The 22,376-nt window shown below is 38.0% G+C and carries 24 protein-coding genes; 12 read left to right on the forward strand and 12 right to left on the reverse strand.

The genetic code is table 11. The annotated features are described in order from the left end of the window. Positions 1 to 16: 16 nt before the first annotated feature. Entirely contained in the window at positions 17 to 661 is a 645-nt protein-coding gene (locus tag ACFX4W_RS17975) for a site-2 protease family protein (RefSeq protein WP_043977515.1), read from the reverse strand. A 273-nt stretch (positions 662 to 934) separates the two neighbouring features. Between ACFX4W_RS17975 and ACFX4W_RS17980 the strand changes: the two genes are divergently transcribed. After that, positions 935 to 1,120, forward strand: coding sequence for a 2-hydroxymuconate tautomerase (locus tag ACFX4W_RS17980; RefSeq protein ID WP_013059847.1), 186 nt, complete (start codon positions 935 to 937; stop codon positions 1,118 to 1,120). A gap of 46 nt (positions 1,121 to 1,166) precedes the next feature. Here ACFX4W_RS17980 and ACFX4W_RS17985 read toward each other — a convergent pair whose 3' ends face one another. The 3 genes from ACFX4W_RS17985 to ACFX4W_RS17995 all read right to left on the reverse strand — a co-directional run bounded on the left by ACFX4W_RS17985 (position 1,167) and on the right by ACFX4W_RS17995 (position 3,425). After that, on the reverse strand, positions 1,167 to 1,676 hold the full coding sequence (locus ACFX4W_RS17985) for a YwgA family protein (protein WP_013059848.1): 510 nt from the start codon (positions 1,674 to 1,676) through the stop codon (positions 1,167 to 1,169). Between the two features lie 23 nt (positions 1,677 to 1,699). Next, positions 1,700 to 3,007: an HD domain-containing protein gene (locus tag ACFX4W_RS17990; RefSeq protein ID WP_043977517.1), complete on the reverse strand. Its 1,308-nt coding sequence runs from the start codon at positions 3,005 to 3,007 to the stop codon at positions 1,700 to 1,702. Between the two features lie 193 nt (positions 3,008 to 3,200). Then, positions 3,201 to 3,425, reverse strand: coding sequence for a YuzB family protein (locus ACFX4W_RS17995; RefSeq protein WP_013059850.1), 225 nt, complete (start codon positions 3,423 to 3,425; stop codon positions 3,201 to 3,203). Between the two features lie 201 nt (positions 3,426 to 3,626). On the opposite strand from ACFX4W_RS17995, the gene ACFX4W_RS18000 reads away from it, so the two are divergent. Both ACFX4W_RS18000 and lipL read left to right on the forward strand, forming a co-directional pair. Further along, positions 3,627 to 4,301 (forward strand): RsfA family transcriptional regulator, encoded by a 675-nt coding sequence (locus tag ACFX4W_RS18000; RefSeq protein ID WP_043977519.1) that lies wholly within the window; start codon positions 3,627 to 3,629, stop codon positions 4,299 to 4,301. A gap of 128 nt (positions 4,302 to 4,429) precedes the next feature. Beyond that, on the forward strand, positions 4,430 to 5,281 hold the full coding sequence (lipL, locus tag ACFX4W_RS18005) for an octanoyl-[GcvH]:protein N-octanoyltransferase (RefSeq protein WP_043977522.1): 852 nt from the start codon (positions 4,430 to 4,432) through the stop codon (positions 5,279 to 5,281). 33 nt (positions 5,282 to 5,314) lie between these two features. Here the strand turns inward: lipL and pta are convergent, their stop codons facing one another. Next, positions 5,315 to 6,286, reverse strand: coding sequence for a phosphate acetyltransferase (gene pta / locus ACFX4W_RS18010; RefSeq protein WP_013059853.1), 972 nt, complete (start codon positions 6,284 to 6,286; stop codon positions 5,315 to 5,317). A 276-nt stretch (positions 6,287 to 6,562) separates the two neighbouring features. Between pta and hemQ the strand changes: the two genes are divergently transcribed. The 3 genes from hemQ (at position 6,563) to gerQ (ending at position 8,412) form a co-directional block, all read left to right on the forward strand. Then, positions 6,563 to 7,306: a hydrogen peroxide-dependent heme synthase gene (gene hemQ / locus ACFX4W_RS18015; RefSeq protein ID WP_043977523.1), complete on the forward strand. Its 744-nt coding sequence runs from the start codon at positions 6,563 to 6,565 to the stop codon at positions 7,304 to 7,306. A 177-nt stretch (positions 7,307 to 7,483) separates the two neighbouring features. Beyond that, positions 7,484 to 7,906, forward strand: coding sequence for a cell wall hydrolase (locus ACFX4W_RS18020; protein WP_162215108.1), 423 nt, complete (start codon positions 7,484 to 7,486; stop codon positions 7,904 to 7,906). Between the two features lie 26 nt (positions 7,907 to 7,932). Continuing rightward, positions 7,933 to 8,412, forward strand: a complete 480-nt coding sequence (gene gerQ, locus ACFX4W_RS18025) for a spore coat protein GerQ (protein WP_043977525.1) — start codon at positions 7,933 to 7,935, stop codon at positions 8,410 to 8,412. A 24-nt stretch (positions 8,413 to 8,436) separates the two neighbouring features. Here the strand turns inward: gerQ and ACFX4W_RS18030 are convergent, their stop codons facing one another. From ACFX4W_RS18030 to ACFX4W_RS18040, 3 genes are all read right to left on the reverse strand, one after another. After that, on the reverse strand, positions 8,437 to 8,808 hold the full coding sequence (locus tag ACFX4W_RS18030; RefSeq protein WP_013059856.1) for a DUF423 domain-containing protein: 372 nt from the start codon (positions 8,806 to 8,808) through the stop codon (positions 8,437 to 8,439). A gap of 15 nt (positions 8,809 to 8,823) precedes the next feature. Further along, positions 8,824 to 9,141, reverse strand: a complete 318-nt coding sequence (locus ACFX4W_RS18035; protein ID WP_043977526.1) for a YwdI family protein — start codon at positions 9,139 to 9,141, stop codon at positions 8,824 to 8,826. A 103-nt stretch (positions 9,142 to 9,244) separates the two neighbouring features. After that, positions 9,245 to 9,919 carry a uracil-DNA glycosylase gene (locus ACFX4W_RS18040; protein ID WP_043977528.1) on the reverse strand — a complete coding sequence of 225 codons (675 nt, stop codon included), beginning with the start codon at positions 9,917 to 9,919 and terminating at the stop codon, positions 9,245 to 9,247. 177 nt (positions 9,920 to 10,096) lie between these two features. Between ACFX4W_RS18040 and ACFX4W_RS18045 the strand changes: the two genes are divergently transcribed. Beyond that, positions 10,097 to 10,543 (forward strand): staygreen family protein, encoded by a 447-nt coding sequence (locus tag ACFX4W_RS18045; protein ID WP_043977531.1) that lies wholly within the window; start codon positions 10,097 to 10,099, stop codon positions 10,541 to 10,543. 305 nt (positions 10,544 to 10,848) lie between these two features. Continuing rightward, a complete protein-coding gene (zwf, locus tag ACFX4W_RS18050) occupies positions 10,849 to 12,351 on the forward strand; it encodes a glucose-6-phosphate dehydrogenase (RefSeq protein ID WP_013059860.1) in 1,503 nt (500 codons plus the stop codon). Positions 12,352 to 12,393: 42 nt separating this feature from the next. On the opposite strand, the gene gndA is transcribed toward zwf, so the two are convergent. Next, positions 12,394 to 13,806 carry an NADP-dependent phosphogluconate dehydrogenase gene (gene gndA / locus ACFX4W_RS18055; RefSeq protein ID WP_013059861.1) on the reverse strand — a complete coding sequence of 471 codons (1,413 nt, stop codon included), beginning with the start codon at positions 13,804 to 13,806 and terminating at the stop codon, positions 12,394 to 12,396. Between the two features lie 395 nt (positions 13,807 to 14,201). Here gndA and ACFX4W_RS18060 point away from each other — a divergent pair, with 395 nt between their 5' ends. Together ACFX4W_RS18060 and ald are read left to right on the forward strand one after the other, a co-directional pair. After that, positions 14,202 to 15,437 (forward strand): PucR family transcriptional regulator, encoded by a 1,236-nt coding sequence (locus tag ACFX4W_RS18060; protein ID WP_028409727.1) that lies wholly within the window; start codon positions 14,202 to 14,204, stop codon positions 15,435 to 15,437. Positions 15,438 to 15,688: 251 nt separating this feature from the next. After that, a complete protein-coding gene (ald, locus tag ACFX4W_RS18065) occupies positions 15,689 to 16,822 on the forward strand; it encodes an alanine dehydrogenase (RefSeq protein ID WP_013059863.1) in 1,134 nt (377 codons plus the stop codon). 62 nt (positions 16,823 to 16,884) lie between these two features. On the opposite strand, the gene ACFX4W_RS18070 is transcribed toward ald, so the two are convergent. Then, a complete protein-coding gene (locus ACFX4W_RS18070; protein WP_043977537.1) occupies positions 16,885 to 17,676 on the reverse strand; it encodes a hypothetical protein in 792 nt (263 codons plus the stop codon). 262 nt (positions 17,677 to 17,938) lie between these two features. Between ACFX4W_RS18070 and pdxK the strand changes: the two genes are divergently transcribed. Further along, the gene (gene pdxK / locus ACFX4W_RS18075; RefSeq protein WP_280560603.1) at positions 17,939 to 18,763 is read left to right on the forward strand and encodes a pyridoxine/pyridoxal/pyridoxamine kinase; all 825 of its coding nucleotides are present in this window, start codon (positions 17,939 to 17,941) and stop codon (positions 18,761 to 18,763) included. Between the two features lie 33 nt (positions 18,764 to 18,796). Here the strand turns inward: pdxK and ACFX4W_RS18080 are convergent, their stop codons facing one another. Both ACFX4W_RS18080 and pgmB read right to left on the reverse strand, forming a co-directional pair. Further along, on the reverse strand, positions 18,797 to 19,666 hold the full coding sequence (locus tag ACFX4W_RS18080; RefSeq protein WP_043977539.1) for a Cof-type HAD-IIB family hydrolase: 870 nt from the start codon (positions 19,664 to 19,666) through the stop codon (positions 18,797 to 18,799). 88 nt (positions 19,667 to 19,754) lie between these two features. Continuing rightward, entirely contained in the window at positions 19,755 to 20,462 is a 708-nt protein-coding gene (gene pgmB / locus ACFX4W_RS18085) for a beta-phosphoglucomutase (RefSeq protein WP_162215113.1), read from the reverse strand. A gap of 275 nt (positions 20,463 to 20,737) precedes the next feature. On the opposite strand from pgmB, the gene ACFX4W_RS18090 reads away from it, so the two are divergent. Further along, positions 20,738 to 22,375 carry a PTS transporter subunit IIBC gene (locus ACFX4W_RS18090; RefSeq protein WP_025752447.1) on the forward strand — a complete coding sequence of 546 codons (1,638 nt, stop codon included), beginning with the start codon at positions 20,738 to 20,740 and terminating at the stop codon, positions 22,373 to 22,375. Position 22,376: the final 1 nt, after the last annotated feature.

Below are 22,376 nucleotides of genomic sequence, written 5' to 3' on the forward strand. Positions count from 1 at the left end.
AAGCCTCCTCTATTCATTAAATCAGTGGTGCTAATATCTGCTGAAAGATATTCATAACAAACGTTGCTGCTCCGTTTAGAAGCGGCCAGATCACAATTCGATCCAGAGGTGTAATCACAAGAATTAAAAATACAAAAATGCCCCAAGACTCATACTGCGTCATCTTGGCTCGCGTGGACGGCGGAACGAGGTCTTCAATCACGCGGTAGCCGTCTAAAGGCGGAAAAGGCAACAAGTTAAATACACCTAGCGTTAGGTTTATTTGAATAAATAATGTAACAAAACGATAAAGCGCATCGTTGTCCACTGCGGCGTTATTCATCAAATAATAAATAAGCAAGCCGATAAATGCCAACACCAAGTTACTAAACGGTCCCGCTATCGATACTAGAATACCAGCTAAACGAGGCTTTTTAAAGAAATAGCGATTAACAGGAACCGGCTTCGCCCACCCAAAACCTGCGATGATTAACAAAAGCGTTCCAAATGGATCTAAATGAGCCAGCGGAGAAAGCGTTAGCCTTCCTTGCTTTTTAGCCGTGTGGTCTCCAAATAAATAAGCTACATACGCATGTGCAAACTCATGCAGCGTGAATGCAACAATAAGAGTCATTACCACGTAAGGAAGGTCTTGCAATGCAAAAGCTAAAAAATGTTCCACTCTTTATCTCCTTTATTTTAAAATAATTTCTACCTATCACATCTACTAGATGAATCTTTTTTTGCGGTAAAAAGGATACATTTTTTTCTAAATATGCCCTAAAAGTTCTCAAAGACCAGCGATGGGCCTCCTTTAGGCACACTTGTTTTTTTATATCGATGTTATTATAAAAGTATACTACAGATTATGTCCTCCATCACTATCTCATACTGTCATTTTATTCAGAAAACGGGTACACTAATCATATAATGATCAAAAAGGAGTGTACACATTATGCCAGTTGTAACTGTTAAAATGCTTGAGGGCCGTACAGATGATCAAAAAAGAGCTCTTGTTGAAAAAGTAACGGATGCTGTGGTGGAAACAACAGGTGCAGCACCTGAAAAAGTATCTATTATCATCGAAGAAATGTCTAAAAACCATTACGCTGTAGCGGGCAAGCGCATGAGCGATCAGTAACCTCTACATAAAAAAAATGCCATAGGAGTGAACCTATGGCATTTTTTTAATGGACAGACAGCGTTGCCTGAAGTTTTTCAATATATTTGTATGCTTCTGAAATGTCTTCTTCTGTATAGTTTTGCTTACGCTTTAGCGTAAACACTTTTTCTTTTACTTCTTCTTTCGGTAAATTATCGAAATATAAAATCGTAGAGACAAGCTCCAAAAATTTAGAGCTTTGTTCGTTCATATCCTTCATACATTCCTGCAAGTGAGGAAGTTCTAAGTCATAGTGGCTTAAAAACCCTTCCCCCGCTTCTGTTAATACGTAGCGATACTGCATATACCCGCCTTTTTTCTCTTTAATTTCACTTAAAAATCCTAAGTTACATAGCTCTTCAATTCGAAGCGTTAATTCTTCAGAATAAGGTCCAAAAAAGTGAAAATTATACTTTTCATAAAAAGGAAACTTCAGCTTTTTTCCGATAAATATCATCTTTTGTAACTTTTTTCTGCCAACAACTTCTCCCGCCGCGGAAAATACTTTCACAATCTTTGCGTGATCGTTTAACACAGCCCCTTCAACTCCTATACTATTTAACTCTGATCTCCTTTTAGTAAGTTTATAATCTGATCTTTAACTTTTCGCTTAGACGACAATTGATCAATGAGATCTTGTGGAAAATATAATTTATGATCGGTTCTCTTTTTCCCTGAAATTGCTTCAACAATCTCCGACTGACGTGATAATTCACGCACTTCATTATTTGGCATCAACAGATGAATCGGCAAACGTTCTTCCTCTTCACCCGGTCGATAAAAATCGTATGGTAAGTCGCTTGAAGAATCGACGACTAAATAATAATCTGGGTTAATACCCGCTTTTTTAAATAATGTTGTAAGCTCCATCCACATCTTCATTTGTGAATTCGGATTAAACTCAATGTATTTAAAAAGCTGACGATTCATAAATCTTCGGCATAGATCAGATAAAATTTCATCCTCTTCTTCTTCCCACGCTTGAAAATAAAATAAAATAACAGATTCATCTAATTTCAAATACTCTTTTAGCGATATTTCCTCTTCAAAAATCGAATAAAAATGAGTTGGCTCCTGCTTGAACTCATAGTAATGATGATGGAGCTCTTTTGCACGATGTAAAATTTTTGTCAAAATCACTTCAGCACTTCTCGTAACAGGATGAAAATACACTTGCCAGTACATTTGATAGCGGCTCATAATATAATCTTCAACCGCATGCATACCGCTGTGTTTAATCACGGCTTGGTCTTCCCTAGGACGCATCACGCGCAGAATTCGTTCCATATCAAAGTGACCGTAGCTTACTCCTGTGTAATACGCATCACGCTGCAAATAATCCATGCGATCTGCATCAATTTGACTGGAAATCAAACTAACGACAAGCTTATTTTCATATGTTTTCGCAATTACTTCAGCCACTTTTTTAGGAAAATCCTTTCCTACTTTCGTTAACACTCGATTTACCTCTGTGTCACCTACGATAATAGCTTGTGTAAATTCTTCATGGTCTAAGTGGAAAACCTTCTCAAACGAATGGGAAAACGGACCGTGACCTAAATCGTGCAGTAAAGCAGCACAAAGACAAAGAAGACGCTCATCTTCATTCCATTCAGGGCGTCCTTGAAAACCGTCATCAATAATACGGCGCACAATTTCATAAACACCTAAGGAATGACTAAAACGGCTGTGCTCAGCCCCATGAAACGTTAAGTATGTCGTTCCTAGCTGTCTAATGCGACGCAGCCTTTGAAATTCGGCTGTCCCAATTAGCTCCCAAATAACACGATCTCTTACATGGATATAGCGGTGAACAGGATCTTTAAATACTTTTTCTTCACTGAGTTTTTCATTAGGATATGTCATTTACATACCTCTCTATCTTCACTTTGTTGTTGCTATAATTTTTCGACACTCACTTCCTATTTTCCTATTCAGAATAAAAAATCACCTTGTCAAGCAACCAAGGTGATTTACCTAACAAACAAGGCGATTCTGTTTGTAAGAAGCTCGTTCGACAAATAAGTAGCAGAAAAGCAGCTATTTATTGTTTCACTATCTATTTTTTTACTTTTTTCTCAATCTTCTCGATTAATTCATCCTCTGTTGGCGCTGCTACAGGACGGTTGTTTACAAATGCAAATGACTTTTTACGTCCGGGCCCACAGTAAGACTGGCAGCCGATTTGTACTTCAGCTTGTTCATCTATTTTTTTAAGTCGAGGTAACAACGTTTTGACGTTTGTTGCCTGACAATCATCACAAATTCTAAATTCATTTGCCATGTTGACACAATCCTTTCAAAATTGGTTCATCATTTTGTCTAAGGGGTATTTTACCCCTATTTGAAGTCCGATGCAAGTTAAAGAAGGAAGCAAAATCTATCATACTCCTAGAAGAAATGGTATAAAATATGGATTTTTTGTACATGATGATACTACAAAACATGATTACTATGAGTCATGGAAAATAGAGGAGTGAACAAAGTGAAAGATAGACAAGATGCTTGGACAGAAGAAAACGACTTATTATTAGCTGAAACAGTACTGCGCCATGTCCGCGAAGGAAGTACGCAGCTGAATGCGTTTGAAGAAGTGGGAGATGAATTAAATCGCACTTCAGCAGCATGTGGATTCAGATGGAATGCTGTGGTACGCCATCAGTATGAAAAAGCACTTCAGCTAGCCAAAAAACAGCGAAAACAGCGCATGCGTGCACTTGGACAAGAGCAAGGCAAAAAGAAATTATTATATACGCCACCAGCATCTGTAGAGCATGTGGAAAAAATGATGTCTGCACCTACAGCAACATATAGCTTATCTGAAACACAAGTAGAAAAAAGCAGCAGTGAGGAGCTTTCAATGGCTGACGTTATTCGCTTTTTGCAAACAATGCCAAATCAAGCGAGCAATTTACAGGCATTGCAAAGCGAAAACAAACGCTTGATGCAAGAAAATACAGAATTAGCTAAGAAAAACACAGAGTTGGAAAAACAAATCAAACATCTCGAGGCAAATGCTACTACTATTCAAGAAGACTATGAAACATTAATGCAAATCATGAACCGTGCGCGAAAGTTAGCTCTATTCGATGAAGAAGAACGTTCTTCTACTACATTTAAAATGGATCGTAACGGAAATCTTGAGAAAATGGCTGAATAAGCTACATGAACGAAGAAAGAGGGATGTCAAACTTGGCTCTTCTTTCTTCTTTTTCTATTTTACAGCCAATGACACGACGCCTTTATGCTATAATATGTTCGTTTACTGTTTATAAAGGGGTTTGAGATATGCAGCAGAATAGTTTAAAGCTTTTAGCACAGCCCGCTTGGCGTATTATTGATCAATCCAGTCTAGGTCCTCATTTTGATGCCCGTCATTCTTTTGCCATCGATGACACGCTTTGTACAACCGTTGGAAGAGGTGAATCTCCAGCTGTCATGCGCTCTTGGGTGCATCACGATACGATTGTATTAGGCATCCAAGATACAAAGCTACCTCATTTAGCTGAAGGTGCAGCTTATTTACATGAACAGGGATATAAAACAATCGTCCGCAATTCAGGCGGCCTCGCTGTCGTACTTGATCAGGATGTTCTAAACATTTCTTTAATTTTTCCTGATGCAGAAAAAGGAATTGATATTGATCGTGGATATGAAGCCATGTTTGATTTGATTAAGGTCATGTTTGCATCTTACGGGACAGCAATTGAAGCGAAGGAAATCGTAGGCTCTTATTGTCCCGGCAGCTTTGATTTAAGCATTCGCAATCAAAAGTTTGCGGGCATTTCACAGCGACGCGTTCGCGGCGGAGTAGCTGTACAAATTTACTTATGCGTTAAAGGAAGCGGTTCTAAACGTGCTTCTCTTATTCAAGAGTTTTACAAAAAAGGTCTCCAAAACACGGAAACTAAATTTTCATACCCAGATATCGAGCCTCACACAATGGCTTCTCTATCTGAACTATTACAGATTGAGTTAACTGTATCTGATGTCATGCTGCTTTTATTGCAAACACTGAATAGCATGAGCTCTTCTCTTATAAATATGCCTTTAAATGCTACCGAACAAGAGCTGTTTGAGACGCAGCTGCAGCGCATGTATGACCGCAACGAAAAAGCATTAGGTTCATTAGCCGAATAAAAAAAACTCCGCCCAAGGACGGAGTTTTTTTTATTACAGTGCTTGAGCTGCTGTGATTAAAGCAAGCTTGTACACATCTTCTTCGTTACAACCGCGAGATAGATCGTTTACCGGTTTGTTTAGACCTTGTAAGATTGGACCTACTGCTTCGAAGTTTCCTAGGCGCTGTGCAATTTTGTAACCAATGTTACCTGCTTCAAGGCTTGGGAATACAAATACATTTGCATCTCCTTTAATCACTGAACCTGGTGCTTTCTTTTCAGCTACAGAAGGAACAAATGCTGCGTCGAATTGGAATTCGCCGTCTAATGTTACGCTTGGTGCTAATTCTTTTGCAATTTCTACTGCGTTTGCTACCTTTTCTGTTTCCGGAGATTTTGCTGATCCTTTTGTTGAGAAGCTTAGCATAGCAACACGAGGATCGATATCGAACATTTCAGCTGTACGAGCACTTTCGATAGCAATTTCAGCTAAATCTTGGCTGTCAGGTGAGATGTTAATTGCACAGTCAGCAAATACGTATTTTTGATCACCGCGAACCATGATAAATACGCCAGATGTTTTCTTAACACCTTGTCTTGTTTTAATAATTTGTAGAGCCGGACGTACTGTGTCTGCTGTAGAATGAGCAGCTCCGCTTACAAGACCGTCCGCTTTGTTCATATGAACAAGCATTGTGCCAAAATAGTTTTCATCTAATAAAATTTTGCGAGCATCTTCTTCTGTTGCCTTACCTTTACGACGCTCAACAAACGCTGCTACCATTTCATCAAATTCAGAGTAGCTTTGAGGATCTAGAACCTCAACACCGTCTAATTTTACGTTTAGTTCTGCTGCTTTTGATGCTACAGCGTCTTTGTTTCCAACAACGATAGGCTTTAAGATATTGTCGGCAGCTAAACGAGAAACAGCGCCTAATACGCGCTCATCTAATCCCTCTGGGAATACGATTGATACATCGCTAGCTGATACTTTTTGTTTTAAACCTGTAAATAAATCACTCAAAGTAAATCCTCCTCGATATGTAAAAAACTTTTCTCATAATAGGATACTCCACTTTTTTTAAAAATCAAAGGCATGTCCTTCAAGAATCCATGATTACGAAAAAGTCTTTTAATTCTTAATTTTCCACTAACACCTAAAATGAAACCTGTTTTTACTTTGCGACAATTGTTTAAAGTTTAGTCACAAAATCACAGGTTTTTCATTCCAGTTCTTCGGACAAACTATGATATAGTAGAATTGGAATTTATCATAATCGGACAATAGGAGTGAAACGAAATGGCAGAAGCAGCACAAACATTAGACGGTTGGTATGCACTTCATGATTTCCGTTCAATCGATTGGAGCGCTTGGAAGCAGTTATCAAGCGACGATCGCCAAGCGGCTATCCATGAATTTTTAGGGTTGATTGAGAAATGGAAAGGAACTGAAGCTGAGAAGCAAGGCAGTCATGCTTTATATACCATTGTCGGCCAAAAAGCAGACTTTATGCTAATGCTTGTTCGTCCTACTATGGAAGAACTAAATGAAATTGAAACAGAATTTAATAAAACAAAGCTTGCTGAGTTTACCATTCCTACTTATTCATACGTATCAGTAGTTGAATTAAGCAACTACTTACCTGCTGGGGAGGACCCTTATGAAAATCCTCAAATCCAAGCTAGACTATATCCAACTTTACCAAAAGCTAGTCATGTTTGCTTTTATCCAATGGATAAACGTCGTCAAGGAAATGACAATTGGTACATGCTTCCCATGGAAGAGCGACGCAGCTTAATGCGCAGTCATGGAATGATTGGGCGTCAATACGCTGGAAAAGTAAAGCAAATCATTACGGGTTCTGTTGGTTTTGATGATTATGAGTGGGGCGTTACTCTTTTTGCAGATGACGTACTTCAATTTAAAAAATTAGTATACGAAATGCGTTTTGACGAAGTAAGTGCTCGCTACGGGGAATTTGGCAGCTTCTTTGTCGGAAATTTATTAAAAGAAGAAGCTATTGCACGTTTTTTACACGTTTAAACTAAGCCTCAAAAGCGCTCATCTCTTTTGTAACGCTTAGAGCAATAAATATCAATGAGCCTTATCTAAAAAACCTGTTTCCACTTGGAAACAGGTTTTTTATTTTCTAGCCATGGCATATTCGCACTTACAGGGCCATATATATACAACAGTGTCACAAGTAAGCGAGGTGGGATAATGGCAGTCGTTGCACACAACGAAGAAGATGTTAAGCTCCTAGCCAGACTCATTCGAGCTGAAGCTGAAAGTGAAGGAAAACAAGGGATGTTACTGGTAGGAAATGTAGGCGTGAACCGCGCTAAAGCTCCCTGTTTAGATTTTAGAAATATAAGAACCATTCGTCAGATGGTGTTTCAAAACCCAGGCGGATTTGAAGCAACTCAAAAAGGCTACTTTTATCAGCGTGCCCGCCAGTCTGAAATTACACTTGCACGACGTGTATTAAGAGGGGAACGTTTTACCCCCGCGGAAAACTCACTGTGGTTTTTCAAGCCCAGCGGCGACTGTCCTGCTCAATGGTATAACCAAAATAACACAGGACGATTTAAATCTCACTGTTTCTTTGCACCAACTCAAGCTGATTGTCCAGGAGTTTACTAATTTCTTTTTGTTTGAAGGAGGTTCCTATGAAAAAACCAAAGTCTAATCAACCGCAACAGCAATATATGCAAAACCCGTATATGAGTCCAAACTACCCTTATTATATGCCTCAGCCGCAGCAGCCCCAGCCAGGCGGCCAGCAGGTTCAAGGGCAAACCCAAGGAGGTCCGCCCCCTACCTCTTCTGGAGGAAGCGGTGCCCCGCAAGATCCAAATCAACTGCCCATTGAAGAATCATATATTGAAAATATTTTACGTTTAAATCGAGGAAAAATAGCGACTGTATATATGACGTTTGAAAATAATACGCAGTGGAACGCGAAAGTCTTTAGAGGGGAAATTGAAGCAGCCGGACGCGATCATATCATTTTAAGTGATCCACAAACTGGCACTCGCTATTTACTACTTATGGTTTATCTCGATTACATCACTTTTGAGGGTCCAATTAAATATAACTATCCGTTTAGCGGTGGAGGCCAGCAGTTGAGCAATTATTCTCCGCGTTAAAAAAACCCCTTTTCAGGGGTTTTTTTATAGCCATTTTACAGCTGCAACAACAATTAAAATCCAAGCTACAATAAATGCAACTCCACCTAGCGGAGTAATCGCGCCGAGAACTTTAATACCGGACGTACTTAATACATAGAGACTGCCCGAAAACAGCACAATCCCCGCGAACATAATCCAGCCCGAAGCTGTTAACAAAGAAGATTGAGGAAATTTGCTTAATAGAAACGCAATGACAAACAGCCCCATTGCATGGAACATTTGGTACTGCACTCCCGTTTTCCATACCTCTAAATACTTCTCTGAGATTTTCCCTTCTAACCCGTGCGCTCCAAAAGCACCAAGAGCAACCGCTAACATTGCATTGATTGCACCGATTATTAAAAATAGTTTCATGTTTTTCTCCTCACTTTAGAAATCAAACAGACTATCGCCGTTTGCATCATCTGATTTCAATTTCGTTCCTTCAAAATTAGGTTTGGATGACTGAATAATCTGTTGCTGCATAATCTCAGGCGATTGCATCATTTCCGGTGAAGACATTACAACAGGTTTTGAAACCGAGACAGGTTTCGATACTGAAACCTCTCCATTTTGATCTAATGCAAGCTCACATAGTGCTTTTATGGCAACCAATTGATCTCGAACGTTCGCGCTATTCGAATGGTGCTTTGCTTTTTGTACTTCTGCACTAATTTTATCAAGGAGCTGCGTCATTTTTATATCCATGTAGACACCTCATCTTACATTCAATATGACTTTATACAGCTATTTTATCAAAAGATGAAATAGGAGGCTATGTCTGAAGCTAATCTTCATGAAATGCTCACTTTTACACATCGTCAATTTGCCAATCAATAGATTGACGTCCTTGTTGGAGCAAAAACTCATTTGCTCGTTGAAAGTGATTATTGCCAAAAAAGCCTCGATTAGCCGAAAATGGGCTAGGGTGCGGGCTTTCCAAAATTAAATGGTGCGAATGATGAATAAGCTCTTTTTTAGCTTGTGCATGCTTGCCCCACAGCAAAAACACGACTGGCTCCTCTTTTTGTGCCACTAATTCAATAATACGATCCGTCAGCTGTTCCCACCCTTTTCCTTTGTGAGAGTTCGCTTCTCCTCTTCTAACTGTTAAGACAGTGTTAAGCAAAAGAACACCTTGTTCTGCCCATTTGACTAAATAACCGTTATTCGGAATATGATAATCCATTTCATTTTTCAGCTCTTTGTAAATATTCACTAAAGAAGGCGGTGTTTTTACTCCTGGTTGAACAGAGAAGCTCAGTCCATGCGCTTGATTTGGTCCATGATAAGGATCTTGTCCCAATATGACCACTTTTACATTTTTATAATCTGTATAGTGTAAAGCATTAAAAATATCATATTTATCAGGGTAAATGGTGTGGTGATTATATTCATCCACTAAAAATTCTCGAAGCTGTATGTAATAGTCTTTTTGAAATTCTTCTTCTAATAAAGAAGCCCAGTCATTTTTTAAAATACTCATCGCTTATCACCTCATAATAATCTTTTTTGTTATTTTATCGTAAACTCTGCCCCCTGCTCAAACATTGCCTGCTTTAAATATGCTAAGAGCCTGGGCATATTTTAATATTGTCATGTTCAATGAAACTTTGTATACACTTATAAAGAGTGTATTTTTATATTAAAGGAGGGATTCCATATGATCATTAGCAATCCCCACCAAATAGATGTAACCTACAGCCTGGGTGTTACACCCGTTGAACCGATGATACCAAGAAAATACACCGTTTTCCCAGGTCAACACACTTCTGTTCCTTCCATTCAAATCGGCATTGAATTTGCCTACGATCATATGCAAAAAGAGCGGAACGAATATTTAGCATCCTTCGTCTTTGATAAAGGTTTTTATTCCCTTACTGTGTATTATTACATCGGTTCGCATACATCAACAGATGAAACCATTACACGCTACCTTCACTTTTTAGAACAGCTCCCTGTCATTCTATCGTCCATCTATCACGCTGATGCTTCTTTTTTCGAAAAACATCCACTTTTAATGCACTGTCCTATTTTTATCATCGCCGATAGTCCTGACTTGCCATTTTCAACAAAAAAATCTATCGGTTCCCTGTATCAATATAAATAAATGAGAAAAGCTACTGTTAAAATAACGGTAGCTTTTTCTCCGTATTCGAAACAAAATACTTTTAAACTTGTTAAAAACATGGAATAATAACTACAAATTGTTTTAATCTATTTGCGTTAACCCTTTAAAATCGTTACAATTTATTAGTAGTTCTATACATAAAGGAAAAGGTAAACAAGCAATCATTCGTTTGTTTATAAAGGCCGAGTTTAACGGGCAATGAATCCCCAGATTTCATTTAAGTGTTGTCTGTTAAAGCGGAAAAAAATTGAACGTAACTACGACAAAGTGAGGTCCTAGAAGTAATGACAAATGTACAACCAAAATCCATTATCGTAATTTTTGGCGCTACAGGTGATTTAGCAAAACGTAAGTTATTCCCCTCTATTTTCCGCTTATATAAAGCGAACAAACTATCGGAAGATTTCGCTGTTGTTGGTGTCGCAAGAAGACCTTGGACTAATGACGAATTACGCGAAAATGTAAAAAAATCAGTGAGCAGTTTCAAAAACAGTGACGCTGACATTGAAAAGTTTGCTTCACATTTTTATTACCAACCGTTTGACGTAACAGATGTCGCTTCTTATCAAGAATTAAAAAGCCTAACAGAAAGTCTTGATGAGCAATACAACGTGCCTGGAAATCGTATTTTCTATCTAGCAATGGCACCTGAATTTTTCGGAACAATTGCTTCGAATTTAAAAAATGAAGGTTTAACACAAACAGACGGTTGGAGTCGCCTAGTCATTGAAAAGCCGTTTGGTCATGATTATCCTTCCGCTAAAGAACTAAACGAACAAATTCGCCATGCATTTAAGGAAGATCAAATTTATCGTATCGACCACTACCTCGGTAAAGAAATGGTGCAAAATATCGAAGTTATCCGTTTTGCAAATGCTCTATTTGAACCGATGTGGAACAACCAATACATTTCAAACATCCAAATTACGTCTAGCGAGACGCTTGGTGTAGAAGATCGTGGCCGTTACTATGAATCTTCAGGTGCCCTTCGAGATATGGTACAAAATCATATGCTTCAAATGGTGGCATTGCTTGCAATGGAACCGCCAATTAAATTAACACCGGAAGAAATTCGTAGTGAAAAAGTAAAAGTACTGCGTGCTCTTCGCTCTTTATCAGTAGATGAAGTAGATGATTATTTTGTACGAGGCCAATACGGCAAAGGTGTACTTGAAGGAGAAGAAGTGATCGGCTACCGCGAAGGAAACTCGGTTGATCCTGAGTCTAACACCGCTACATTTGTTTCTGGTAAGCTTATGATCGATAACTTCAGATGGGCTGGCGTACCAATTTATATTCGTACAGGTAAACGCATGAAAGAAAAAGCAACGACAATTGTTGTACAGTTCAAAGACTTACCAATGAACCTGTACTTCAATAAAGATAAAGAAATTCATCCAAACTTGCTTGTCATTCATATCCAACCGGAAGAAGGCATTACGCTTCACTTAAACGCGCGTAAAACGCCGGGTGCAACATCGTCCACACCAATTAACTTGAACTATTGCAATAACTGTGGAGATAAAATGAATACACCGGAAGCTTATGAGCGCCTTATTTATGATTGCATGCTTGGAGATGCAACGAACTTTACTCACTGGGATGAAGTAGCCCTTTCTTGGAAGTTTGTTGATACCATTTCAGAAGCATGGGAAAGCACAAAAGCACAAAACTTCCCGAACTACGAATCAGGTTCAATGGGACCAAAAGAATCAGACGCATTGCTTGCTGAAGACGGTTTCCACTGGTGGCCAGTCGGAGAAGACAACTTCTCACCTAAAGAGTAAATAAAAAAAGCAGCTGTAGTATACAGCTGCTTTTCTTGTTTTTTATTTTAACCACTCAGTATGGAATACGCCCTCTTTATCAACACGTTGATATGTGTGAGCTCCGAAGTAGTCACGTTGCGCTTGTAAAAGGTTCGCTGGTAACGTTTCTGTACGGTAGCTGTCATAGTAAGCTAATGCACTTGAGAAACTTGGTACAGGAATACCTTGTTTAACCGCAATTGAAATAACTTCACGAAGAGCCGACTGATAGCCTTCTACGATATCCTTGAAGTATGGGTCTAATAATAAGTTTGTTAGATCTGCATCGCGATCGTAAGCTTCTTTAATTTTTTGTAAGAATTGTGCACGGATGATACAACCACCACGGAAGATCATTGCAATATCACCGTACTGTAAATTCCAGTCATATTCTTCAGAAGCTGCTTTCATTTGAGCAAACCCTTGCGCATATGAACAAATTTTACTCATGTACAATGCTTTACGGATTGCTTCTACTAATTCGGTTTTATCACCTTCAAATGCAGCTGCATTTGGACCGCTCAATACTTTGCTTGCTTTTACACGTTCTTCTTTCATAGCTGAAATAAAGCGCGCAAATACAGATTCCGTAATGATTGGTAGTGGTACACCTAAGTCAAGCGCACTTTGGCTTGTCCATTTACCTGTACCCTTTTGACCTGCAGTGTCTAAAATAACGTCTACAAGTGCTTTACCTGTTTCTTCATCTTTTTTCGTAAAGATATCAGCTGTGATTTCAATTAAGTAGCTATCTAGCTCGCCTTTATTCCATTCAGCAAATACTTCATGTAGTTCATCTGTTTCTAAACCTAATACGTTTTTCATAATGAAGTATGCTTCACAAATTAACTGCATATCGCCATACTCGATGCCGTTATGAACCATTTTCACGTAGTGACCTGCACCATTTGGTCCAATGTATGTGCAGCAATCATCGCCTTCAACTTTCGCTGAAATAGCTGTTAAGATTGGTTTTACAAGTTCATATGCTTCTTTTTGTCCGCCAGGCATGATTGAAGGTCCTTTTAATGCGCCTTCTTCTCCGCCGGATACGCCTGTACCGATGAAATGGATACCTAATTCTTCTAGCTCTTTGTTACGACGAATTGTATCCTGGAAGAATGTATTTCCGCCATCGATTAAAATGTCGCCTTTTTCTAAGTATGGTTTTAACGAATCAATTGTTGCATCTGTAGCAGCACCAGCTTTAACCATTAATAAAATTTTACGCGGTTTTTCAAGAGAATTAATAAACTCTTCCACACTGTATGTACCTGCAAAATTTTTACCTTCTGCTTCTGTTTTTAGGAACTCTTCTGTCTTTTCAGGAGAGCGGTTATAAACTGAAACAGAATAGCCTCTGCTCTCAATGTTTAGCGCCAAGTTTTTCCCCATAACCGCTAAACCGATAACACCGATTTGTTGTTTTGCCATGTTAAATTCTTCCCTTCATGTGTAATATGAATTGGTCAACCTAATCGTAACTGAACATATCATAAAGAAAGTTACAGATTCAAGTTTGATATAACCATAATCATACGTTTTATTATACACATTTGAAAAGAATCATGCTCACCGAACATTGATTATTTTGAAGAAAATTTCGATAAAATAAGCGAAATGAACGCAGTTACTAATCATCCGTACATTCTTAACTACCTTTAGACGCATTTTAACATTTTCTTAAACAATTACTTTTGTTAAAATATTAAGCAGTTAATCATTTCAATGAATTGATGATCAACACGGTTGTTACCGTTTTACTATATTTATTGTAGCTAAAAAGCTGTACTAGTACTTATTTTGTTTTATGAAGAGGGATTTTATATATGACGAAACCAATCAAAGATCCGTTCAAGGAAAATTTTGATACGCTTGAAGAATTCGCTGATCGCATTAGCGAAGTATTGAACTGTCCTATTACCATTGAAGATGCTAATCATCGCTTATTAGCTTATAGCACCCATGACGAAAGAACGGACCAGGCGCGTATTGCCACAATTATTGGAAGAAGAGTTCCGGAAAAAGTCATCAACAACTTATGGAAAGAAGGCATTATTCCTAAACTGCTTGAGACAAATGAACCTGTGCGTGTGAAAAATATAAATGAAATTGGGCTTGGAGATCGCATAGCTATTTCCATCTGGAAAAATGAAGAAGTTCTAGGATTCATCTGGGCTGTTGAAATTGAGAAAGCCTTAGGCGACGAAGAAGTAGAGCTATTAAAAAAAGCTGCGAATGTATTAAAAAATAAATTGCTACAGCTTCAAATTCGAAAGTATAAACGAGAGGAACGTTCACAAGAATTTTTCTGGAAATTATTAACTGGTCACATTAAGTCTCGCCAAGAAATTTCAGAAGCGTTTTATGAAGCTCAAATTACAGCTCCATCAACATTTTCCATTGCTATCTTCCGCTTCCAAGAAGATATTACGCCTGAAGCTGAACGTCAAATCTCGTATATGCTAAAAACGATGCATCGCTTGAAAATCGTTCTTTATACGATTGATTGCAATGACTTAATCTTACTGCTTTCTTTGGATGCGGTTGAAAACCCTCTTGATGAACAGCGAGATTTTGTAGACTATTTTAGAGGCAACATGTATGAACGCTTTGATGTTACTCAAATTAAAGCCAGCTGCAGCAGTATTTATTCATCGCACGATCATATCGAAAAAAGTTATAAAGAAGCCTTGAACGTATTAGATATGAAAAGTAAGTTTCCAGAAGAAACGAAAGAGATTATTAACTATCAGGAATTAGGTATTTATCAATTTCTTGATGTTATTTTAGAAAAGCGCGTGCAAGATCAATTTGAAAACCATTCTTTAAAGAAGCTAACTGATTACGACCTTCGTCATAATAGCAACTTGGTGGAGACTCTCGAAGTATTTTTAAATAATGATAATAACATTAACGAAGCAGCAAAAGAATTAAATGTGCATATGAATACACTTAGCTATCGATTAAAGCGAATTTCAGAGATTGGTGATATTAACTTAAAGGACGTTAATCAAAAAATGACTCTTTATATTGATATTAAGTTAATGAAATATAAAAAATAACAGATAATGTAACTTCTTTTAACATTGAGCTATTCGTTTATTTTCTAATAAACAAATAGCTCTTTTTTTACTTTTTATTTCCTTATGATGTTAGATGACCTTACATAAAAATTAAAAATTCTGATAAGTAAGCGTTTACATTTGTGTGTTTAAACAAAAACCACTTCTTCAATTCTTCTTTCTAGACAAAGAAATTTCATAAAACTTTCTTTATACTAAAGGTACACAAACGACCAAGGGGGAAATTAATCATGATTATTGGCGTACCAAAAGAAATCAAAAACAACGAAAACCGAGTAGCGATTACACCAGCAGGCGTAGCATCATTTGTTGGTACAGGTCATCGTGTATTAATTGAAAATGAAGCGGGTATTGGAAGTAACTTCACAAACGAAGATTATGTAAAAGCTGGAGCTGAAATCGTTGAGACAGCAGCTGACGTTTGGGCACAAGCTGAAATGGTTATGAAAGTAAAAGAACCATTAGCAAGTGAATACGGCTATTTTAGACCAGGTCTTATCTTATTCACATACCTTCACTTAGCAGCTGAACCAGCACTAGCAAAAGCATTAAAAGATAGCGGCGTAACAGCCATTGCTTATGAAACAGTAGCAGTAAATCGTACATTGCCTCTATTAACACCTATGAGTGAAGTAGCAGGACGTATGGCTGCTCAAATCGGTGCACAATTCCTTCAAAAATCAAACGGTGGAAAAGGAATTTTATTAGCGGGTGTTCCTGGAGTTAGCCGCGGAAAAGTAACGATTATCGGAGGCGGCGGTGTTGGTACAAATGCTGCAAAAATCGCAATCGGTCTCGGTGCTGATGTAACAATTATTGATTTAAGTCCTGAACGCCTACGTCAATTAGACGATATCTTTGGCAACCAAATCAATACGCTAGTGTCAAACCCTTACAATATTGCAGATGCAGTAGCAGAGTCAGATTTAGTGATTGGCGCAGTATTAATCCCAGGTGCAAAAGCTCCAAAACTAGTAACGGAAGAAATGGTGAAGACAATGAAGCCAGGTTCTGTTATTGTTGACGTAGCAATCGACCAAGGCGGTATTGTTGAAACAATCGACCACATTACAACACACGATCAGCCGACTTATGAAAAGCACGGGGTTGTACACTATGCAGTTGCAAACATGCCGGGAGCAGTTCCTCGCACATCAACAATTGCTTTAACAAACGTAACCGTACCTTACGCACTTCAAATTGCTTCTAAAGGTGTTCACAAAGCAATCGCTCAAAACGAAGCGTTAAAATTAGGAGTGAACGTTGCAAACGGAGCCATTACGTACGAAGCAGTTGCACATGATTTAGGTTATGATTATGTATCAGTAGACGTAGCTCTTGAAAAAGAATTAGCTTCTATCTAATAAATAGTGAAAAACGTCCTTAACCCGCTGTTAAGGGCGTTTTTATTTTACATGAACAACAATTAGCTATAAAAAACACGACTATTTAAAGCTTTGTGTATCTGTTCACTGGTAATCTCCGGTACTATTGGCCAGAATTCAGGAGTAGGAAACATAAGGTTACTAGGCGTTCTATTATGATTTCCATCTAGTTCATGAAAAGGTTCTGGATCATCCGTCTCGTTAAAACGATTCGTAATAAACATAAAATGACCTAATTCATGTGCGAGAAGATACTCCTCTGTACTTGCATTTGTCATAATAATAAGCGGAAAAGAATTATAAGTTACAGCGAGAGTAGATGAATAATCAAAATTAACAGGCCCAAATCTATTTCCATTCATATAAAATACATACACATCAGCATTTTGACAAACTTTTCGGCCAGTTTTAAGCATTGCTTGTACCATTGTAAGATGACTAGCCCCTCCAATTGGAAAATTTTCCGCATTATTAACAATGCCACTGATGTTTTCCAAAAAAACAACTGAACGTGTAATAGTAAATGTAACACCTTGGATTAATCGGTTTTTCTCATATTGTTTCCATATTTTATTAGCAGCGGCTATGTCTCTTTTTACACGATTGGGAACTATAGACTGATTATCTGTGGAGTTTCGATCAACTTTAGCTCCTGGTAATACAATTATACAAACATTTAAAGTGCCTGCCTTAACAGTTCTGAAGTGATCATTTGTTAAATTTGAATTCATATAATAATCTTTGTGGTTTTTTTTGCGAGGTTGTGATTTATTGAAAGCATACGAATCGTCTTTATAACTGTCATGATTAGAATGTTTTTTTATGTGAATCACCCTTTCTTAAGTTTCTCTTTATTTTATTCATGAAAAGAAAGAGTGCTTGTACCATAAGGTAAAAGAGGCTAAGACAAAAGTATACACTTAGGATTCATACAGTTTTTAGAAATTGAATATCTACATTAAAAGCGATAAAATAAAAGAAAAAGTGAAAAGTGAATGGAAGAAATTTATCTAAAACACATTGGGCAGCTAAAAACCGACCGGTGGAAGTTTTACTCTATTTTCTCTATGAACTTAAAATACGGGAGGATTTTTTATGACAATGAATAAAGCATTAACCATTGCGGGTTCTGACAGCAGCGGCGGAGCTGGCATTCAAGCGGATTTAAAAACATTCCAAGAACTGAGTGTTTACGGAATGACAGCTTTAACAACAATTGTAACAATGGATCCCGATAACAGCTGGTCTCATAACGTATTTCCGCAAGAAGTTTCAACTGTTGAACAGCAGTTGAAAACAATTGTAAAAGGCGTAGGCGTACAAGCTCTAAAAACAGGTATGCTTGGCTCAGTGGAAATTATTGAACTAGCCGCAAAAACAATTGAAGAATATGGTTTAAAAAATGTCGTAGTAGATCCTGTGATGGTATGTAAAGGAGAAGACGAAGCGCTTCACCCGGAAACAACTGTCAGCTTGCGTGATGTACTAGTTCCAAAAGCAACAGTCGTAACCCCTAATTTATTTGAAGCTAGTCAATTAAGTGGACTTGGTCCTATCAAAACGGTCGATAAAATGAAAGAAGCAGCCGTCAAGATTTTTGACCTTGGTGCCGAATATGTATTGATTAAAGGCGGAAGTAAATTGGCGCATGAAAAAGCAATTGATTTGCTTTATGATGGAAAAACGTTTGAGATCTTAGAGTCTGAACGTATTGAAACAACATTCACGCACGGTGCTGGATGCACATACTCAGCTGCGATTGCTGCTGAATTGGCAAAAGGCAGTGACGTCAAACAAGCTATTTATACAGCAAAAGAATTTATTACAGAAGCAATTCGTCATTCATTTGCTTTAAATCAATATGTTGGACCGACAAATCACGGTGCATACCGTCGTAACAAGGAGAAAGTAACAAACTAAAAAGCATGCCTAAAGGCATGCTTTTTAGTTTACTTATTGTTTAACTGTTTCAAGCGCATTTAAAATAGCTTGAGCTACGCCGTGCTCGTCATTTGTTCCTGTTACGATATGGGCAAACTCTTTAATTTCTTGAGGGGCATTCCCCATCGCTACAGCACGTCCAACTCGCTGAAACATCGATACGTCGTTATAATTGTCTCCAATGGCCATCGTTTCTTCTAGAGAAATATGGCGTTCTTGAACAAATGATGTAACTGCAATTCCTTTTTGAGCATTTTCATCATTTATTTCAATATTTTCTTTACCAGATGCACTGACTGCAATCGAATCTAACTTCACAAGTTCTATTTTTGCCTGTTCTAACTTTTCTTTGTCAAAAGAGAAAGCAAGCAGCTTATAAATGTCCTTGTTTGGATCTTGAAATAACGCTTCATACTCTTCAATAAGCTTTACTCTGCCGCTATTGAAACGCTCTTTTGCCGCTTCTAACGATTTTTCATAATTATTTTTTAAGCTAGCGCTTAAATAAATATCCATTAATACCGACAAAGCTTTTTCATAGTCATTTGAATACGTGCCTTCACTTGTATAGACTTCAAAGTACAGCTGAAACTTCTTAAAAATATCCTCTACTTCGCGAATAGATTCCATCGTCATGCCTACTGAATATTGTTTTTCTCCTTGTGGATTCCGAAGCTCTGCTCCGTTTGCACAAATTAAATATGTATGAAGTCCTGCTTCTTCTAAAACATAACGGGCCTCTTCATAAGAACGTCCCGTAGCAACAACAACTTCCACCCCTGCCTTTTGAGCTGTCTTAATCGCTTGGGCATTTTCTTTACTTACAACTTGTTCACTATTTACTAAAGTTCCATCCATATCGATCGCAATACATTTAATCATGATGTACCCCTTCCTATGCATCTTTGCTCTCTTATTTTATTCTAGCATATGTTTTTTTGCGCTTTGCTACTTGCATGTAAAAGATTTACTAATTTTTTGTATACGCGCTGTTATAATCTGTTCCTTTTCTTGCTTTTTCGAAAACCTCTTTGATCGTCTTTAAATGCAAATCAGCTGTTGAATATACGTGAAAACTCACATCCTCTTCCTTCAGATGCTTACCAATGCCGATAGAAACCATATCTGTTTGATTAATAGCTTTTATACCGGCCTCTCCATCTTCTATGCCCACACATGCATAGGGTTTTACTTGTAATTGATCGGCAGCTGTCAAAAATATTTCTGGATCTGGTTTTCCCTTCTTTATTTTTCTCACATCCACAATGCAATCAAAAAAAGAACGTATTCCTAGCGAATCTATTACAGTATTTGCATTTGAACTAGAAGAAGCAATTCCCATTTTAATGCCTTGCTTTTTGCAATCCTCTAACAACAATTGTATTCCTGGAAGTAGATGATCCTTTGTCATTTCCCTTATTAATGCTTGGTAATGCTTATTCTTTTCATCAGCAAGCTGTTCTTTTTTTTCCACTGTGAGACGTACGTTGCCTTGTGCAGCAATGAGCTCTACAGTTTTCACTCGGCTGATCCCCTGAAGCTGCTGATTCAGTTCTTCAGAAAATGAAACGTTAAGTTGATCTGCTACTTTTTTATTTGCTCTATAATATAAATGTACCGTATCTGCAATAACACCGTCTAAATCAAAAATAATCGCTTGTAGCCCTTCTTTTTTCATATTATCCTCCTCTGCACTTGTCTTTATGCCATTACTTGAATGCTTTGATTACATTCTATCGTGTTAAAATACCGTTAATACTGTTCACTTTATCATAAAATTTTTTTCATCATTTATGATTCATGAATAAATTTTTCAAAAAAAGAGAAATTACAGTCTTGCATTATGAAAGCCCTTTTATTACAATAAGGTTATGCAAACGGTTGCACTATCTTTGAAATATAGTTTATCAAAAAATAAAATGAAAACCCATACATAGGGGAAGGGGAAAAACTATGAAGAAGTTCTTTTCATTTGATTTTTGGCAGAAATTTGGTAAGGCTTTATTAGTAGTAGTAGCGGTTATGCCCGCAGCTGGTATTATGATTTCACTTGGAAAACTAGTTGCAATGACTGGGGGAGACATCACTGCTGTACAAACAATTGCACGCGTGATGGAAGACATAGGCTGGGGTATCATTACAAATCTTCATATTTTGTTCGCTGTTGCCATCGGGGGCTCTTGGGCAAAAGAACGTGCTGGAGGTGCATTTGCTGCACTCATCGCATTCATTCTTATTAATCGAATTACAGGAGCCATTTTCGGAGTTAAAGCAGAAATGCTCTCAGATTCAAAAGCAACGGTTCAATCACTGTTTGGACAAGAATTAGTTGTAAAAGACTACTTCACATCTATTTTAGGATCTCCTGCTCTTAACATGGGAGTGTTCGTAGGAATTATCGCTGGGTTTTTAGGTGCGAATTTATTCAATAAATATTACAACTATGATAAATTGCCTGAAGCCCTTTCGTTTTTTAACGGCAAGCGCTTCGTACCATTTGTGGTCATCGGTGGTTCAGTTGTAACGGCACTGCTTTTATCCATTGTATGGCCGTTCATCCAAGGTTCATTAAACAGCTTCGGACAGTGGATTGCAACATCTAGAGACACAGCTCCTATTCTAGCACCATTTATTTTCGGAGCATTGGAGCGCCTACTTCTTCCATTTGGTCTTCATCATATGCTGACAGTTCCTATGAACTACACGGAGCTAGGCGGAACGTACAAAATTTTAACAGGTTCTGGAGCAGGTTCCACTGTTGCCGGTCAAGATCCTTTGTGGCTTGCTTGGATTGCAGATTTAAATAATTTCCGCGCTGCAGGAGATATGGACAGCTACAAACAGCTCTTACATGACGTTACACCTGCACGATTTAAAGTAGGACAGATGATTTTATCTTGTGCGTCATTAATTGGAATCGCTTTAGCAATGTATCGTAACGTAGATCCTGACAAACGTTCAAAATATCGTTCAATGTTCTTTTCAGCTGGACTAGCTGTTTTCTTAACAGGCGTAACAGAACCAATCGAATTTATGTTCATGTTCGCAGCACCTCTTTTATATGTCGTATATGCAATTATGACTGGACTGGCTTTTGCCATTGTTGATATTGTTCATGTTCGCGTACACTCCTTTGGCGTAATTGAACTATTAACACGTACACCAATGATTATCAAAGCCGGACTATGGGCTGACTTAATGAACTTTGTCATCGCCTGCCTTGTATTCTTTGGCTTAAATTTTGGAGTGGCAAACTTCTTAATCAAACGTTTTAACTTCCCAACGCCGGGACGTAACGGAAACTATATCGATGAAGAAACAACTGCAACAAGCAGCAAGCAGGTGAAAAATGATTCGCTTGCCCCAGTCATTATTGGACTGCTTGGCGGAGAAAACAATATTGAAGACGTTGATGCTTGTATGACTCGCTTACGTGTAACGGTAAAAGATATACATGCCGTTGCAGGAGAAAGTGAGTGGAAACAAAACGGAGCCCTTGGTTTAATCTTGAAAGATAAAGGGGTACAAGCTATTTATGGACCTAAAGCGGATGTTTTGAAATCCGACATTCAAGATTTGTTAGGAGCTTAAC

The sequence above is a fragment of the Priestia sp. YIM B13489 genome (assembly GCF_042787645.1).
GTDB lineage: Bacteria > Bacillota > Bacilli > Bacillales > Bacillaceae_H > Priestia > Priestia megaterium.